The sequence below is a fragment of the Pararhizobium polonicum genome, assembly GCF_001687365.1.
GTDB classification, from domain to species: Bacteria; Pseudomonadota; Alphaproteobacteria; order Rhizobiales; family Rhizobiaceae; genus Pararhizobium; species Pararhizobium polonicum.
Window position 1 is genome coordinate 226,007 of record NZ_LGLV01000006.1, and the last position, 15,995, is coordinate 242,001.

Consider the following 15,995-nt stretch of genomic DNA (forward strand, 5'->3'; position numbering starts at 1 on the left):
ATCGCATATCCGCAACCACAGACAACAAAAGACCTGCCCCGGCAAAGGGCGACAGACAACAGAGGACATCCCAATGCAACAAAAAGCAGATCTCGGCGCTCTCTTCGGCGCGGCATCGGAAACCACGACATTTCTCGGTCTCGACGCCTGCACCGACCTCGACACGCTGAGCGCGCCGATTGCGTTGATCGGCGCACCGTGCGGCACGTCCTACCGGACTGTCGGAGCCTATTGCCGCAACGGTCCTGATGCCCTGCGCCAGGCAACCGGTTCGCTGACGGCCAATGTCGACCGTCATGATTTCGACAATGGCGGCAAGGTCTTTCCGGAGCCGCACTTGCGTGCCGTCGATTGCGGCAATCTGCCTTATGACGAGGAAGATGGAGAGGGAAACCGGCGCATCATCCGTGATGCGGTGTTGAAGGTACTGAAGCGCGGCGCTGTTCCCTTTCTGCTCGGCGGGGACGATTCCATCCCGATCCCGATGATCGAGGCGATCGGCGCGCAGGCCAACGGGAGAAAATACACGATCCTGCAAATCGATGCGCATATCGACTGGCGCGAAATTCATATGGGCGAGCGTATGGGCCTCTCATCAACCATGCGTCGCTCATCGGAGATGCCGCATGTCGAGCGCATTATCCAGGTGGGTGCGCGCGGCATCGGATCGGCCGCGACGCAGGATTATGAGGATGCCGTGGCATGGGGTGTCAATTTCATCCCTGCCTACGAGTTGCATAAGCGCGGCGTCGAGGCTGCACTGGACCTGATCCCGGAAGGCAGCAACGTAATCATCTGCATCGATGCCGATGCGCTTGACCCTTCGCTCGTTCCAGGCGTTATCGGCCGCGCCCCCGGTGGACTCAGTTATTATCAGGTGGTCGACCTCATCAGAGGAGCTGCGGGACGCGGCAAGATCGCGGCGATGGATTTTGTCGAGTTCATGCCGGAGCGTGATGTCGATGGTCTCGGTGCTTTCACATTTGCACGCGTGATCACCTCGGCGCTCGGCATTGTTGCGCGGCAAATTGCCTGAGATCCGGATCTCAAATCACAATGGAAATCTGCCGGGTCGCATCCGGCGGATTTTGCGTCTCTGCCGAACATGCATGGTGCGGCGTCGGAGAAAGGTCAGTGAGCGGTGCGCACGGATTCGCCTGCCCACCCGGAGCCACCAAATAACCTGAAGCGATTCCTCCGCACCCGAGCGAATCGCGCTTGACAGCAATCGTCTGCCCGTATTTTAATCGTGCTCTCGGATTGAGCAGATATTTCCTTTGACATGACCATATGGTCGACGGGCAGTTTGGCCCCATGATGCTTCCCATCATTGATGGGCTCGGCGTCATGGGGTTTTTGGCTTTTGGCGGATCGATGAAAAACACAGTGCGGATCGGCATCCTTTATTCGACGACAGGCCCCTATGCAGGGATGGGCCGGGACGGACGTGATGGCGCCGAGCTTGCCATCGAGGAAATCCGCGCCACCCACGCAAACGCCATCGAGCCGGTCTTCATCGATCCGCATGCCGATATCGCGGCCTATCTCGAAGGCGCCCGCTCGATGCTGCGCGACCACGGCTGCCGGCACATCATCGGCACCATCACTTCGCTTGCCCGCAAGGAGGTCATCCCGCTGGTCGAAAAGCATGATGGCCTGCTTTGGTACATGTGCCCCTATGAGGGTTTCGAGGCCAATGACAACGTCATCTATACAGGCGGCTGCCCCAACCAGCATCTGTTGCCGCTGTTCGACTACCTGATCCCCCGTTTCGGCCGACGGCCCTATCTGGTCGGTGCCAATTACGTCTGGGGCTGGGAAATGAACCGCCTTGCCCGCGAACTGATCGACGACGCCGGCGGCGAGGTGCTGGGCGAGCGCTACCTGCCGCTGGAAGAGACCGCGGTGGAGCGGATCGTGCTCGATATCGAGCAGCGCCGCCCAAGCTTCATCCTCAACAATCTCGTCGGCCCGTCGAGCTACGCTTTTCTCACGGCCATCCGCGCTTTGGGCGCACGCGATCCCGCCTTCCGCCCAGAGAACTGCCCGGTCGTCAGCTGCGACCTGCAGGAATGCGAACTCCCCGATATCGGCCTTGGCGTTGCCACCGGCCAGCTCTGTGCCGCGGCCTATTTCGACACGGTTACCACACCAGAGAATACGGCCTTCAAGGCGCAGGTGGCAGGCCGTTTCGGCTCCGGCCGTCGTATTTCCAGCGTCTTTGCCAGCGCCTACGCCTCCGTAAAGCTTTGCGCCGAAGCGATCATCGCCGCCGGAACGGACGATCCGGCCGCGGTGTCGCGGCTGCTGTCGGCCGCGCCATTTGCGACCGTTCTCGGACCGATCCTGATCAGCCCCGAAACCCGGCATGCCGCCCTTCCATTCCATCTCGGCCGGATCAACGGAGAAGGCGGCTTCGACATCATCGCTTCGCAGCCGGCCATCGCTGCCGATCCGTACCTCACAGGCCGGCGAACGCGCCTGCCGCCGAAGTTGAGGATCGTATCATGAGGGAGACGCCGAATTTTGCCGGCTGGCGTGCAACGATCCTGCACCGCGAAGACAGCAATACCGAACGCCTGACACGCCAGCTGAAGCTGATCGGCTTGCAGGTGACCGTGCAATGGCAGCCGCTCGATGCGCGCGATCTGCCCGATATCGTGCTGGTCGATGCCGACCAGGGCTGGGACGGCCTGTTGCCGTGGAGCGGCGAGGATGCACCGTGCCCGCTGGTGGCGCTGCTGGGCTCCGAAGCGCCGGGCCGGATTGCCTGGGCGATGGAACAGGGCGTCGGCGCGATCATCGCAAAACCGCTTGCCTCCTCAGCCGTCTACCCGGCTCTCGTCATGGCGCTCGGCATCTACAAGGAGCGCAAGGCCGTCATCGACAAGATGAAGCACCTGGAGGAGCGGGTCCGCCTGCGGCCGCTCGTCCATGCCGCCGTCGAGCGCATCATTGCCGTGCGCAAGGTTGACGAAGAATTAGCCTACACGATCCTGCGCAATTGCGCGATGCAGCGGCGGATGCCGATGGAGCAGGTCGCAGCCTCCATTCTCGGCGGTGCCGAACCGTTGCCGGAGGCCGGTTGATGCGGATACTGAAAAGCATGGTCCGCCAGCCATCGGCACTGTTCGGCCTGGCGATCGTCGCCCTCCTCATCTTCATGGCGGTCGCAGCACCCTTGATCGCGCCCTACAACCCCGATGAACAGATGTTCGACGGGCTGACGCTGGAGGGCGCGCCAATGCCGCCGAGCGCACAGTTCCTGCTCGGCACCGATACGCTCGGCCGCGATCTGTTTTCGCGGCTGCTGTTCGGCGCACGGACCTCGCTGGTTATCGGCCTCGTCGCCAATGGCATCGCGGTGGCGATCGGGCTTCTGATCGGCATCCTGTCGGGCTATATGCGCGGCCTTGTCGGCAATGCGCTGATGCGCTTCACCGATCTGATGATGGCCTTTCCGGCCCTGCTTCTGGCCATCGTGCTGGCGGCACTGTTGCGTCCCAGCCTCTGGATCGTCGCCATGGTGATTGCGCTGGTCAACTGGGTTCAGGTGGCACGCATCGTCTATACCGAGACCCGCGGACTGGTGGAGCGCGATTTCATCCTGGCGGAACGCTCTCTGGGCGCTGGTCACTTGCGCATCCTGTTTCATCACATCCTGCCGCATCTGATGCCGACGGCGATCGTCTGGGGCACGCTCGGCATCGCAACCACCGTGCTTCTGGAAGCAACCTTGTCCTTCCTTGGCATCGGCGTGCAGCCGCCGACGCCCTCCTGGGGCAATATCATCTTCGAAAGCCAGAGCTATTTCCAGGCAGCCCCCTGGCTGGTCTTCATCCCCGGTGCCGTCATTCTTCTGACCGCGCTTTCCTTCAATCTGGTCGGCGATGTCCTTCGCGATATTCTCGACCCGACCCAGCGCGGGAGGGGCTGAGATGATCTTTCTCATGATGCGGCGGCTGGTTCAGACGGCGTTGATCCTTTTTGGCGTCGCGGCCATCACCTTCCTTTTGCTCTATGCGCTGCCCGCCGACCCCGCCCGGATGATTGCCGGCCGCAGCGCCACGGCGCAGACGGTTGCCAATATCCGCCATGAACTCGGCCTTGATCAGCCGCTGCTGGCACAGTTCTGGACCTATCTGAAGGGCCTTGCCGAGGGCAATCTCGGCCGCTCCTATGCGCAGAAAACCGATGTCGGCGCGCTGATCGCGGCCCGGCTTCCGGCAACGCTGATCCTGATGGCGGCCGGTATCTTCGTCGAGGTGGTGCTCGGCCTTTTGCTCGGCGTTATCGCTGCTGTGCGCCGTGGCGGGCCGGTCGACCGCTTCGTGATGATGGCGTCCTTCGTCGGCGTTTCGGCACCGCAATTCGTTGCGGCCCTCCTGCTTCTCTACGTCTTTGCGGTGACGCTCGCCTGGTTCCCGATGAGTGGTTTCGGCACCTTTGCTCATGTCATTCTGCCGGCGACCACGCTCGGTATTCTCGGGGCCGGCTGGTATGCGCGCATGGTGCGCTCGGCGATGATCGATGTGCTCAATCAGGACTATGTCCGTACTGCCCGCGCCAAGGGCCTGTCGTCTGCCCGCATCATCTTTCGCCATGCGCTGCCGAACGCGCTTTTGCCTGTTATCGCCATGATCGGCATCGATATCGGCCAGTTCATGAGCGGCGTGGTGGTGGTCGAGGCCGTCTATGGCTGGCCGGGCATCGGCCAGCTCGCCTGGCAGGCGATCCAGCAGGTCGACATTCCGATCATCATGGGCGTCACGCTCGTGTCCGCGCTCGCCATCGTGCTTGGCAATCTCGTCGCGGATGTCATCGCACCGCTCATCGATCCGCGCATCCGTGCGCGCTAGTTCACATCAGCAACCAAAAAGGGGAACTTAAAAATGTTCAAACGCTGGCTTCGAAACACCACAATAGCGGCGGCGCTCGCCTTCATCCCGCTTAATGCCTTCGCGCAGCAGGACGCCATCAAGCAGGGCGGCGACATCGTCATCACCTACAAAGACGACATCGCCACGCTCGATCCGGCCATAGGCTATGACTGGGTCAACTGGTCGATGATCAAGAGCCTCTATTCGCGGCTGATGGACTATACGCCCGGCACTCCGGACCTGGTCCCGTCGCTTGCCGAAAGCTTCACCGTTTCGCCCGATGGGCTGACCTATACCTTCAAGCTGCGCAAGGGCGTGAAGTTCACCAACGGCCGCGAAGTCGTCGCATCGGACGTGAAATATTCGATCGAGCGCGCCGTCGATCCGAAGACGCAAGGCCCGGGTGCCGGCTTCTTCGGCGCGATCAAGGGCTTTGACGCAGTCACCGGCGGCACATCCGCAACGCTGGAAGGCATCGCAATCCCGAATGATTCGACCGTGGTCTTCACATTGTCGCGTCCGGACGCGACCTTCCTGCACGTGCTGGCCATCAACTTCGCCTCCGTCGTTCCAAAGGAGGCCGTCGAAGCCGCTGCCGGCGATTTTGGCAAGAAGCCGGTGGGCTCCGGCACCTTCGTGCTGAAGGAATGGACCGTCGGCCAGCGCCTCGTGTTCGAGCGCAACCCGGATTATTTTGTGAAAGACATGCCGCACATCGACAAGTTCACCGTCGAAGTCGGCCAGGAGCCGCTGGTGGCGTTGTTGCGCCTGCAGAAGGGCGAGGTCGATATCGCCGGCGACGGCATTCCGCCGGCAAAGTTCCTCGAAATCAAGAACTCGCCGGAGGGCGCCGACATCATCGTCGACGGCGCGCAGCTCCACACCGGCTACATCACGCTCAACACCAAGGTGAAGCCGCTCGACAATGTGAAGGTGCGCCAGGCGCTGAACATGGCGATCAATAAAGAGCGCATCACCCGCATCCTCAACGGCCGGGCGACCGCCGCCAATCAGCCGCTGCCACCGTTGATGCCGGGTTATGACAAGACCTTCACCGGTTATGCCTTCGATGTCGAAAAGGCCAAGGCGCTGCTGGCGGAAGCCGGTTTCCCGGATGGTTTCGAAACGATCCTCTACTCCACCAACACTGATCCGCAGCCGCGCATCGCCCAGGCGATCCAGCAGGATCTGGCCGCCATCGGCGTCAAGGCCGAGGTCCGCGCGCTGGCGCAGGCCAACGTGATTGCCGCTGGCGGTACCGAAGGCGAAGCGCCGATGATCTGGTCGGGCGGCATGGCCTGGATCGCCGACTTCCCGGATCCGTCCAATTTCTACGGCCCGATCCTCGGCTGCGCCGGCGCTGTTCAGGGCGGCTGGAACTGGTCCTGGTATTGCAACAAGGATCTCGATGCCCGCGCTATTGCCGCCGACTCGATGTCGGACCCGGCCAAGGCTGCCGAGCGTCAGGCCGAATGGGGCAAGATCTTCACCGACATCATGGCCGACGCGCCGTGGATCCCGCTGACCAACGAACGCCGCGTCGTCGCCAAGTCGCCGCGCATGGGCGGTTCCGGTGACATCTACGTCGATCCGACCCGCGTCATCAACTACGACGCGATCTTCGTGAAGCAGTAAACATCGGGGTGGGGTGGCCCCTCATCCGGCCTATCGGCCACCTTCTCCCCGTAAACGGGAGAAGGGACAAGCGGCGGCCTCACCCCAACCCTCTCCCCGCCTGCGGGGAGAGGGTTGGGGTGAGGGGCAATCCGCCAAGATCATATTATGGGAGAACAACCAATGTGCGTCGCCTGCACCCATACTATCCACCGTGCCAAGCATCATTTCGGCTGGAACAAGGATTTCGAACCGACGCTGATCGCCAAGCCGGGCGAGACGATCCATTTCGAATGCCTGGATTCCTCCGGCGGCCAGCTCGGTGCTGGCTCTACGCTGGAGACGCTGGCAGCGCTTGATTTTGACAAGATCAATCCAGTGACGGGTCCGGTCTATGTCGAAGGTGCCAAGCCAGGCGATGCGCTGAAAGTGACGATCCGCCGCTTCATTCCCTCCGGTATCGGCTGGACGGCGAACATTCCCGGTTTCGGGCTTCTGGCCGATCAGTTCAAGGACCCGGCGCTACATATGTGGTCCTATGATGCCAGCACCATGGCACCGTCGCTCTACGGCCCCGGCGGCAAGGTGCCGCTGAAACCCTTTGCCGGCACGATTGGCGTCGCGCCGGCCGAGCCCGGCCTGCATTCGGTCGTGCCGCCGCGCCGGGTCGGCGGCAATCTCGATATCCGCGACCTGACCTCGGGCGTGACGCTTTATCTCCCCGTCGAAGTCGAAGGCGCGCTCTTCTCGATCGGCGATACCCATGCCGCTCAGGGCGACGGCGAAGTCTGCGGCACGGCGATCGAAAGCCAGATGGAAGTCGAGGCGACGATCGAGTTGGTCAAGGACGCGCGCCTGCAGAGCCCGCGCTTTACCACCACCGAGCCGGTTACCCGCCATCTCGACGGAATGGGTTATGAGGTCACCACCGGCATCGGCCCCGACCTCATGACCGGCGCCCGCGAAAGCGTCATGCGGATGATCGATCTGCTGGTCGCAGAACACGGCATGAACCCGGTCGACGCCTATATGCTCTGCTCGGTCTGTGGCGATTTGCGGATCAGCGAGATCGTCGACATGCCCAACTGGGTGGTTTCCTTCTATTTCCCGAGGATCGTGTTCGCGTGACATTTCCAGCTGCTACCCCAACGGTTCTGACTGTCGACAGGCTCTGCGTCGATGCCCGCACGCCGGAAGGGCTGCGGCGTGTGCTCGACGATATCACCTTCGACCTGAAACTTGGCGAAACGCTCTGCATTGCCGGCGAGAGCGGATCGGGCAAATCCGTCACCTCGCTTGCCATTATGGGCTTGCTGCCGAAGGCTTCGCTGCAGATCGCATCGGGCAGCATTGCCTTGGAAGGGCGGGAGTTGTCGCGTCTCTCCAACCATGCCATGCGCAGCGTGCGCGGCGGCGATGTCGCCATGGTGTTCCAGGAGCCGATGACCTCGCTCAACCCGGTGATGTCGATCGGCGCGCAGCTGACCGAGGCCATCCGCGAGCATCAGGGATCGGAAGGCGGCAGTGCCGAGGCTGTCGCGCTGCGCATGCTCGACGCCGTGCACATCACCGAACCTGCCAAACGGCTGAAACAGTTTCCGCACGAACTGTCCGGCGGCATGCGCCAGCGGGTGATGATCGCCATGGCGCTCTCCTGCCGGCCGAAGGTGCTGATCGCCGACGAGCCGACGACGGCGCTCGACGTCACGGTACAGGCGCAGATCCTCAAGCTGATGGACGAATTGAAGCGCGAATTCGGCGCCTCGATCATCCTCATCACCCACGACATGGGCGTCGTTGCCCAGATGGCCGACCGTGTGGTCATCATGCAGGCCGGCCGCATCATCGAGCAGGGCAATGCCCTGCCGGTCTTCAACGCTCCGAAGGAACGCTACACACAGGACCTCCTGGCGGCAGTACCCCGTCTCGGTGCCCATGCCGGCACCGATGGCCCGCCGCGCATCAGCCCGACAACGGTGGATGCGCCGCAGCTCGATCGCACGCCGGTGCTGACCGTGCGCGGACTGGACGTCACCTATGGCAAGGCCACCGGCTGGCTTTCGGGCAAAAAGCCGCCCGCTTCCGCCGTCAGCGGCGTCTCCTTCGAGATCCTGCCCGGCCAGACGCTCGGCCTTGTCGGCGAAAGCGGTTCGGGAAAATCCACCACCGGCAAGGCCGTGCTCGGCCTTATTCCCTTCACCGGCGACGTTGTCATCGACGGCCAGAATATCGGCGGCCTCAGCCAGCGCCAGATGCGGCCGGTGCGGCGCAGCGCCCAGATGATCTTCCAGGACCCCTACGCCTCGCTCGATCCGCGCATGGCGGTGGGTGCCGCGATCGGCGAGCCGCTGATCATCCATGGTCTGGCCAACAAGGGCGAACGGGAAGACCGTGTCGCCGACCTTTTGCGCCGCGTCGGCTTGCAGCCGGATGCCGCCAGCCGTTATCCGCACGAATTCTCCGGCGGCCAGCGCCAGCGTATCTGCATTGCCCGCGCGCTGGCGCTGGGCCCAAAGCTGATCGTCGCCGACGAAAGTGTGGCGGCTCTCGACGTCTCCGTGCGTGCCCGCGTGCTCGACCTGATGCTGGAGCTGCAGGAAACCATGGGGCTTGCCTATCTGCTGATTTCCCACGACATGGCGGTGATCGAGCGCATGTCGCACAATGTCGCCGTCATGCGTTCGGGACGTATCGTCGAAATGGGATCGCGCCGCGCAGTCTTCGAGAACCCGCAGGATGCCTATACGCAGGCTTTGATGGCTGCGGTCCCGATTCCAGATCCGGCGTTGCGGCAGGTGGCGTGAGAGGCCACTGCCCGGGAATGCACTGCGCCCGTCGCCCGTCTGGCTACGCAGGAGGGGCTCAGATGGTATTCAAACCACACTCGTATCCCTACAAGACAAACCCGGCCAAAATGACCGGGTTTGCCGGCATGCTCCGGTACGGCCCCTAGGCTGCCTTCTTCGAAGCATCGAAAGGAATTTCAACATCCACGACGAGCGTTGAGACCTGGGCGCCGCGCTCCAGCTTTACGCTGACCTTGTCGCTATCGATCTGCATGTGCTTGGAGATGGCGCGGAGGATCTCGTCGCGCAACTTGGTGACAAGGTCCGAATCGCCGGACGAGGCGCGCTCGTGGGCCAGCAGGACCTGCAGACGCTCGCGAGCAGCCGGTGCGGACTGCGGTTTGGAAAACAAACGGAAAAGATTCATGCCGCTTTCCTTCCGAAGATCTTGCCGAAGAAACCCCGCTTGTCGCCGGCAATGGTGACGGGCAGGACTTCGCCTTTGAGCCTGCGTGCAGCGTCGAAATAGGCCATCGCAGGGGCGCTGCGGCCATCTGCCAGGGTGACAGGTGCACCGACATTGGATGCGCGCAAGACATCCATGCTTTCCGGAATGATGCCGAGAAGCGGGATCGACAGGATCTCGAGAACGTCGTCAACCTTGAGCATGTCGCCGCGCTCGGCGCGAACCGGGTCGTAACGGGTGAGAAGGAGATGCTTCTCCATCTGTTCGCCATTCTCGGCTTTCAGCGTCTTTGAATCGAGCAGGCCGATGATGCGGTCGGAATCGCGCACCGAGGACACTTCCGGATTGGTCACGACGATCGCGATGTCGGCATGACGCATGGCGAGCGTCGCGCCGCGTTCGATGCCCGCAGGGCTATCGCAGATCACCCAGTCAAAAGCACTTTTGAGTGCTGCAATAACCTTCTCGACACCTTCGGGCGTGAGATTATCCTTGTCGCGGGTTTGCGAGGCCGGGAGCAGGTAGAGTGTTTCCACGCGCTTGTCGCGGATCAGCGCCTGTGTCAGCTTGGCTTCGCCCTGAATGACATTGACGAGATCATAGACCACGCGTCTTTCCGCACCCATGACGAGGTCGAGATTGCGCAGGCCGACGTCGAAGTCGACGACCACGACTTTTTCGCCGCCTTGTGCGAGGGCAGCACCCAATGCTGCGGTCGATGTCGTCTTGCCGACGCCGCCCTTGCCGGACGTAACCACGATTACCTTGCCCATGTGTACCTCTCTAATGAAATAGGAATACGCCTTCGGTTTAGCCGAGCGCTTCTATTTTGATCGTTTCGCCTTCGAGCCAAATCTGGACCGCTTTTCCACGCAGACCCGCCTCCATGTCCTCGGCGGTCTGATAGAAGCCGTCGATCGCGATCAGTTCTGCCTCAAGCTTGCGGCAGAAGATGCGTGCCGAGGCGTTCCCCATCGTGCCTGCCATCACCCGCCCCCGGAGCGCGCCGTAGACATGGATAGATCCACCGGCGACGACTTCCGCACCGGATGCAACCGAACCGACGATGGTGACGTCGCCCTCGGGGTAGAGGAGCGACTGCCCTGAACGAACGGGCTGGCTCACCACGATCGACGGCATGGCCTTTGCCAAGGGTGGCCCAGAGACAACAACGCTCTCACTTGGGGCTGCTGTTTGTGCTTCCTCGCCGGTCGGCAATTCAAGGTCCGAAGCAGCCCGCCCATCCTTCATCGCCGGCGGCAGGTCCGGGCCCAGCAATGAGGAGCGGGCTCCTTCGATCCCCATCACTCTGACATTGCGCGCGCCCAGCTGGCTGACAAGATCGCGCAATTGTGTTCGATCGATCTCAAGCCCTTGAACATCCAGGACAATTGGACGCCGGAGGAAAAACCCGGCGGAACGGCCAGCAAGCGCGTCGAGCTGCACAAGCCAGTCGTCGAACGGCAGTTCGGGCGTCAGGGCAAGCGCAAGGAATGAGCGTCCCTTGAGACGGATTGGCCGAGATTGAGTTAACACATCATTCAACTTGGTAAATTTTCTGTTGCCTCGGTGTAGTGAGGAAATGGTTAACAGAAGGTTAACAAGGAGCGGTGTTTCATCGCAGTCGACGCGCGACGGGCTCATCGCGTGCCATCGCATTTTTCGGCTGGACTGCTATCTATCAAACAACCCGTGCATCGCCAGATGACGGATATGACAAGGTGACAGTCGGAGCGATATAAAGCGTATTGATTTCAATGCTTTGTAATCTATTCGGTTCATTTTGAAACTGCTGAGCCGAGCACTCGAACCGCTCCAATCACAAGCGGGCTCTGCATTCGCACGTGCAGGAGTTATTGCATGCGATATTTCGAGGCCAGAAGCGCCGCGAGTTCCGTTCGGCAGTCGATGAGTGCGCCAACATCTTGCCGCGTTTTTGCAATCGCCATGGCACCGGAGTAGAGGGCGATGACCAGCGTCGCAAGACTGTTCGGGTTCATGCCGACGGTGCGTCCTGCTGCCACATCCGCTTGAAATTTTGCAGACAATGCATCGTGCCAGGCGGCAAAAATTTCGCTGAGGGCAGCACGCATTTCCGGGTCGTGGTGGGAGATTTCCATCGCCATATTGTTGAGTGGGCAGCCGGAAACCGAGCCCTTATATGTCAGTTCACTGATGATATTTCCGAAAATGAGATCAATGGCCGCCGGCGCATCGAGAGAAACATCCAGCGGCTCGATCCATGTCTGCCGAACAGCCTGGGTCACCCGATCGCGGATAACCGCCAATCCCAACTGGCACTTTGCCGGAAAATGATGCGCCATCGCGCCACCGGATACCGAAGCCTTTTCGCGGATCTCCAGCATTCCGGTTGCGATATAGCCCTGCCGGACGAACGTGTCATACGCCGTGTCGACAATCCGGCGACGCACACCCTGAGGGTCATTGGTCCTTCTGTTTCCGATCGTGCAACTCCAATGCAATTTCTTCCACAATAGCATCTTGACAAAACAGGTCAATCGCCCTGTTATTAAAACAGGATGATTGACCTGTTGGGAGAAAAAATGGAAACACATACCGTATTTGAACTTCGTCGCTACAGGCTGCTCCCCGCAGGGCGGGAGCCGCTGATCGGCCTGTTTGACAGGGAGTTCGTCGAGCCGCAGGAGGCGCTCGGCATGCGTGTCGAGGGCGAGTTTCGCGATCTTGAGGATCCTGATGCTTTTGTCTGGGTGCGCTCCTTTCGGGGTATGGAGGCACGAACGGAAGCGCTGCGATCTTTCTATTCGGGTCCGATCTGGAAAACGCACGGACCGGCGGCCAACGCGACGATGCTCAACTCCGACAACGTGCTGCTTCTGAAATCGGCGGGCGCTTTGCAGCCGTTCGCGCACAACCTGCACAGACAACAGGAGACCGGTCGGCTCGACGCGAAAGGCATTGTCATTGTGAACAGCTGTTCGCTGGCGCCGGCAACAGAGGGTGATTTTGCCGACTTCTTTTTTGATCGCGCGCTGCCGGTGATCCAGGCAGCCGGCGCTCGGGTTGATGCCGTGTTTGTCACGGAGCAAAGTATGAATGGTTTTCGCAGACTTCCGGTTCGTGAGGGAGAGACGGTTCTGGTCTGGTTCGAATGCCATGAGAACGAGGCGAGCGTATCGCGCTATCAGGAGCAATTGCGTCGAAACGCCGATTGGACGAACGAAATCTACCCGCGCATGGACAGCCTGTGCTGGCGTAAAATTGAAACGGCACGTTTGGCGCCAACGTCACGGTCGCTTTGTGCTTGGTGATTGAAGCTGGCCACCGTGTCCGTTTGTTGGCAAAGGGCTGCGCTGCTTGCGCTTTGAGCGTGGTTCCACACAGAATACCCCACAAAACGTTATACCCTCTCAAATGAGAAACGCTTCGCTGCGAGCATCTTGGTTAAAGAGATGTTGGGGCAAGAGCACCTGTCAGCCGGTGCAAGTGGATCAGATGTGTTTGACGAATGTGTGGTAATATCGGTGGGTCGTTAAAAATCCCGAATTGCCCGACGCGCCCATTCTTGCCGAAATGCCGCACTGCCTTCTATACAGGTGGCATGACGCTTGATTCGAAAATATTCGTGGGCCTTAAATCCGCTCGCAAAAAGGCAGCTCCCACCAGCGAGCCCACCGGGCCAAAATGCCAATGGGATGGCTGCGACAAGACTGGTACGCACCGCGCGCCTGTCGGCCGGGATGCTGAAGGTCTGTATCTGTTCTTCTGTCTTCGGCACGTGACGGAATACAACAAGGGATACAATTTCACGACGGGTCCATCCGACGCGGAAATCGCCCGCTACCAGAAGGAAGCGACGACCGGCAGTCGTCCGACCTGGGGGACTACCGTCAACCAGGCCACCGAAATTCCGATCCCGTCCACGGTTCGCTCCGGGTCTGCCAAGACATTGAATGCCCGCAGAAACGCCACACAGCGCCAGGCGCAAAAGGCTGAGCTACAGGTGCGGAAACTCAAGGTGCTCGAAGCCAAGGCTTTCGAGACGCTTGGCCTTTCACCGGATGCGACGCCGGAGGAAATCAAGAGCCGCTACAAGGAAAGGCTCAAAATGCACCACCCTGACGCCAACCAGGGAAACCGCACCTCCGAGGACGAGCTTCGCGCATCGATCGAAGCCCATAAGATCCTTAAACTGAACGGGTTTTGCTGAGAGGTCTCGCGCATCAGGCTCTACGCGCCGTTGTGCTCCTCGATCGGGCGAGAATCCACATGTTCACCAGACGTCGTGCACGATGTGGATATCGTTGAACCATTTGCGAAGCAGGTTCTAAGGCGGGGCGCGCACCCAACCCCGCATCACCCAGAATTCTGAAAAAATGCGCCTTCGGTTTCAACGAGAAGTCAGGCGACATGGTGTGCCGTTAAGTCGATCTCGTTTCGCGTGCTGGAGTTTTCGGACGGTCTGCGAAAATTCGCGACTGTTTTCCCGCTCGGGGGAAGTTACGGCAGGCACAGACAGTGACGATTTTTTCAGAGGCGGCTTGGCCGAGCATGTGACGATCTTGAGCTTCGGTTGTGTCGGTCCCGTAAGGAGCAACCATGGCGGCAGGCGGATGAATTCGAAATTTACGGAAGACTCTCCCATATATTCACGCAAAATTATACCTCTATAAATTCTATAAAAATAATAGATTTCCTACCTTCGCAGTTTGTGACCTTCTAGTGTCCCGTTGCAATTCACGCTGCGGGAACGCCAATGACGAAAACCATACGCTTCAACGCTTTCGAAATGAACTGCGTGGGCCATCAGTCGCCGGGGCTGTGGCGTCACCCGCGTGACCGGTCCTGGCAATACAAGGACCTCGAATATTGGACGGACCTCGCCAAGTTGCTGGAGACCGGCTTTTTCGAGTCCATCTTCATTGCCGACGTCGTCGGCTACTACGACGTCTACAAGGGCAATCTCGACAACGCACTGCTGCAGGGCGTTCAGATTCCGGTCAACGATCCCTTGCAGCTTGCCAATCCCATCGCGCTGGCGACGCAGCATCTCGGTATCGGCATTACCGCCTCCACGAGCTTCGAGCATCCCTATACGTTCGCACGCCGGCTTTCGACGGCGGATCATCATACCAAGGGGCGCGTCGGCTGGAATATCGTCACGTCTTACCTGGAAAGCGGCGCGAAGAATGTTGGCCAGGGCGGCCTGCGGTCGCATGACAATCGTTATGACGTTGCGACGGAATATGTAGAAGTTCTGTACAAGCTCTTCGAGGGAAGCTGGGAGGAAGGGGCCGTTATCCGCGATAAGGAGCGCGGTATCTTCGCCGATCCCTCGAAGATTCACGAGATTGGCCACAAGGGCCAGTATTTCGACGTGCCGGGCTATCATCTGTGCGAACCATCGCCGCAGCGCACGCCCGTTCTCTTCCAGGCCGGCGCCTCCGGGCCCGGCAAACAGTTTGCCGCCGGTCACGCCGAGTGCGTCTTCATTTCGACGCCGCTCAAAGATGCGACACGCGCTTATGTCGCCGATATTCGCCAGCGCGCGGCCGCACAGGGACGCGATCCCAAGAAGGTGCTGATCTACGCCATGGCGACAATCATCGTCGATGAGACCGACGAGAAGGCGCGGGCGAAATACGAGGAATACGCCAGCTATTCCTCGTATGACGGCTCTCTGGTGCTGATGTCCGGCTGGACGGGTATCGATTTTGGTCGCTACAAGCCAACGGATACGGTCAAGAAGGTCAAGACCAACGCCATCATTTCAGCCGTCGAGCATCTGTCGGAAGGCAACAAGGTCTGGACGATCGAGGAGCTGGCAAAATGGGGCGGGATCGGCGGTCTCGGTCCGCTGTTTGTCGGATCGCCATCGACGATCGCCGATCTGCTGCAGGAATGGGTGGAGGAGACCGATATCGACGGCTTCAATCTCGCCTACGCGCTCGCTCACGACACGTTTGCTGATGTCATCGGCTATGTGGTGCCGGAGCTGCAGAAACGCGGCGTCTATGCCACCGGCTACAGGGAAGGCACGCTTCGCGACAAGCTGTTCGGCGAAGGCCCTTATCTGCCGGAGAGCCATCCGGCACACAGATTCCGCGACATCGAACGGGTGAAGCGCGAGGAGGCACACAAGGCCTCCGGCGAGGCGGCCTGATGTAAACTGGTCCTCCTATCCGCCGAGGCGCCCGGCGAAAGATCCCCTTGCAGGCAAGGCTACCGCCACAATCAAACGATTCTGGCGAAGGATGGCTTTTGCCT

15 protein-coding genes are annotated in these 15,995 nt (G+C 60.6%); 11 read left to right on the forward strand and 4 right to left on the reverse strand.

Annotated elements, in window-relative coordinates; all coding sequences use genetic code 11:
• The first annotated feature begins 73 nt into the window (after positions 1–73).
• The 8 genes from ADU59_RS09925 (at position 74) to ADU59_RS09960 (ending at position 9,298) form a co-directional block, all read left to right on the forward strand.
• Entirely contained in the window at positions 74–1,036 is a 963-nt protein-coding gene (locus ADU59_RS09925; RefSeq protein ID WP_068953935.1) for an arginase family protein, read from the forward strand.
• A gap of 338 nt (positions 1,037–1,374) precedes the next feature.
• Positions 1,375–2,511 (forward strand): transporter substrate-binding domain-containing protein, encoded by a 1,137-nt coding sequence (locus ADU59_RS09930; RefSeq protein ID WP_068954135.1) that lies wholly within the window; start codon positions 1,375–1,377, stop codon positions 2,509–2,511.
• A complete protein-coding gene (locus tag ADU59_RS09935) occupies positions 2,508–3,089 on the forward strand; it encodes an ANTAR domain-containing response regulator (protein WP_068953936.1) in 582 nt (193 codons plus the stop codon). The genes ADU59_RS09930 and ADU59_RS09935 overlap by 4 nt, the downstream gene beginning before the upstream one ends.
• Positions 3,089–3,937: an ABC transporter permease gene (locus ADU59_RS09940; RefSeq protein ID WP_068953937.1), complete on the forward strand. Its 849-nt coding sequence runs from the start codon at positions 3,089–3,091 to the stop codon at positions 3,935–3,937. The genes ADU59_RS09935 and ADU59_RS09940 overlap by 1 nt, the downstream gene beginning before the upstream one ends.
• A gap of 1 nt (position 3,938) precedes the next feature.
• The gene (locus ADU59_RS09945) at positions 3,939–4,859 is read left to right on the forward strand and encodes an ABC transporter permease (protein WP_068953938.1); all 921 of its coding nucleotides are present in this window, start codon (positions 3,939–3,941) and stop codon (positions 4,857–4,859) included.
• 33 nt (positions 4,860–4,892) lie between these two features.
• Positions 4,893–6,515, forward strand: a complete 1,623-nt coding sequence (locus ADU59_RS09950; RefSeq protein ID WP_068953939.1) for an ABC transporter substrate-binding protein — start codon at positions 4,893–4,895, stop codon at positions 6,513–6,515.
• A 162-nt stretch (positions 6,516–6,677) separates the two neighbouring features.
• A complete protein-coding gene (locus ADU59_RS09955) occupies positions 6,678–7,622 on the forward strand; it encodes an acetamidase/formamidase family protein (RefSeq protein WP_068953940.1) in 945 nt (314 codons plus the stop codon).
• Positions 7,619–9,298 (forward strand): ABC transporter ATP-binding protein, encoded by a 1,680-nt coding sequence (locus ADU59_RS09960; protein WP_068953941.1) that lies wholly within the window; start codon positions 7,619–7,621, stop codon positions 9,296–9,298. Before ADU59_RS09955 ends, ADU59_RS09960 begins: the two co-directional genes overlap by 4 nt.
• A 145-nt stretch (positions 9,299–9,443) precedes the next feature.
• Here ADU59_RS09960 and minE read toward each other — a convergent pair whose 3' ends face one another.
• From minE to ADU59_RS09980, 4 genes are all read right to left on the reverse strand, one after another.
• Positions 9,444–9,707 (reverse strand): cell division topological specificity factor MinE, encoded by a 264-nt coding sequence (gene minE / locus ADU59_RS09965; protein ID WP_068953942.1) that lies wholly within the window; start codon positions 9,705–9,707, stop codon positions 9,444–9,446.
• The gene (gene minD / locus ADU59_RS09970; protein WP_068953943.1) at positions 9,704–10,519 is read right to left on the reverse strand and encodes a septum site-determining protein MinD; all 816 of its coding nucleotides are present in this window, start codon (positions 10,517–10,519) and stop codon (positions 9,704–9,706) included. Before minD ends, minE begins: the two co-directional genes overlap by 4 nt.
• A 37-nt stretch (positions 10,520–10,556) precedes the next feature.
• Entirely contained in the window at positions 10,557–11,291 is a 735-nt protein-coding gene (minC, locus tag ADU59_RS09975) for a septum site-determining protein MinC (RefSeq protein ID WP_068954136.1), read from the reverse strand.
• A gap of 308 nt (positions 11,292–11,599) precedes the next feature.
• Complete coding sequence (locus tag ADU59_RS09980) at positions 11,600–12,265, reverse strand: TetR/AcrR family transcriptional regulator (protein ID WP_244506393.1); 666 nt, start codon at positions 12,263–12,265, stop codon at positions 11,600–11,602.
• Between the two features lie 45 nt (positions 12,266–12,310).
• On the opposite strand from ADU59_RS09980, the gene ADU59_RS09985 reads away from it, so the two are divergent.
• From ADU59_RS09985 to ADU59_RS09995, 3 genes are all read left to right on the forward strand, one after another.
• Positions 12,311–13,039 carry an NIPSNAP family protein gene (locus ADU59_RS09985; protein WP_068953944.1) on the forward strand — a complete coding sequence of 243 codons (729 nt, stop codon included), beginning with the start codon at positions 12,311–12,313 and terminating at the stop codon, positions 13,037–13,039.
• A 290-nt stretch (positions 13,040–13,329) separates the two neighbouring features.
• Positions 13,330–13,938 (forward strand): J domain-containing protein, encoded by a 609-nt coding sequence (locus tag ADU59_RS09990; protein ID WP_068953945.1) that lies wholly within the window; start codon positions 13,330–13,332, stop codon positions 13,936–13,938.
• A gap of 546 nt (positions 13,939–14,484) precedes the next feature.
• Positions 14,485–15,891 (forward strand): LLM class flavin-dependent oxidoreductase, encoded by a 1,407-nt coding sequence (locus tag ADU59_RS09995; RefSeq protein WP_068953946.1) that lies wholly within the window; start codon positions 14,485–14,487, stop codon positions 15,889–15,891.
• The last annotated feature ends 104 nt before the right edge of the window (positions 15,892–15,995 follow it).

Coding starts and splice junctions, on each gene's coding strand:
- ADU59_RS09925 (WP_068953935.1), top strand. CDS start 74: ATGCAACAAAAAGCAGATCTCGGCGCTCTCTTCGGCGCGGCATCGGAA.
- ADU59_RS09930 (WP_068954135.1), top strand. CDS start 1,375: ATGAAAAACACAGTGCGGATCGGCATCCTTTATTCGACGACAGGCCCC.
- ADU59_RS09935 (WP_068953936.1), top strand. CDS start 2,508: ATGAGGGAGACGCCGAATTTTGCCGGCTGGCGTGCAACGATCCTGCAC.
- ADU59_RS09940 (WP_068953937.1), top strand. CDS start 3,089: ATGCGGATACTGAAAAGCATGGTCCGCCAGCCATCGGCACTGTTCGGC.
- ADU59_RS09945 (WP_068953938.1), top strand. CDS start 3,939: ATGATCTTTCTCATGATGCGGCGGCTGGTTCAGACGGCGTTGATCCTT.
- ADU59_RS09950 (WP_068953939.1), top strand. CDS start 4,893: ATGTTCAAACGCTGGCTTCGAAACACCACAATAGCGGCGGCGCTCGCC.
- ADU59_RS09955 (WP_068953940.1), top strand. CDS start 6,678: ATGTGCGTCGCCTGCACCCATACTATCCACCGTGCCAAGCATCATTTC.
- minE (WP_068953942.1), bottom strand. CDS start 9,707: ATGAATCTTTTCCGTTTGTTTTCCAAACCGCAGTCCGCACCGGCTGCT.
- minD (WP_068953943.1), bottom strand. CDS start 10,519: ATGGGCAAGGTAATCGTGGTTACGTCCGGCAAGGGCGGCGTCGGCAAG.
- ADU59_RS09985 (WP_068953944.1), top strand. CDS start 12,311: ATGGAAACACATACCGTATTTGAACTTCGTCGCTACAGGCTGCTCCCC.
- ADU59_RS09990 (WP_068953945.1), top strand. CDS start 13,330: ATGACGCTTGATTCGAAAATATTCGTGGGCCTTAAATCCGCTCGCAAA.
- ADU59_RS09995 (WP_068953946.1), top strand. CDS start 14,485: ATGACGAAAACCATACGCTTCAACGCTTTCGAAATGAACTGCGTGGGC.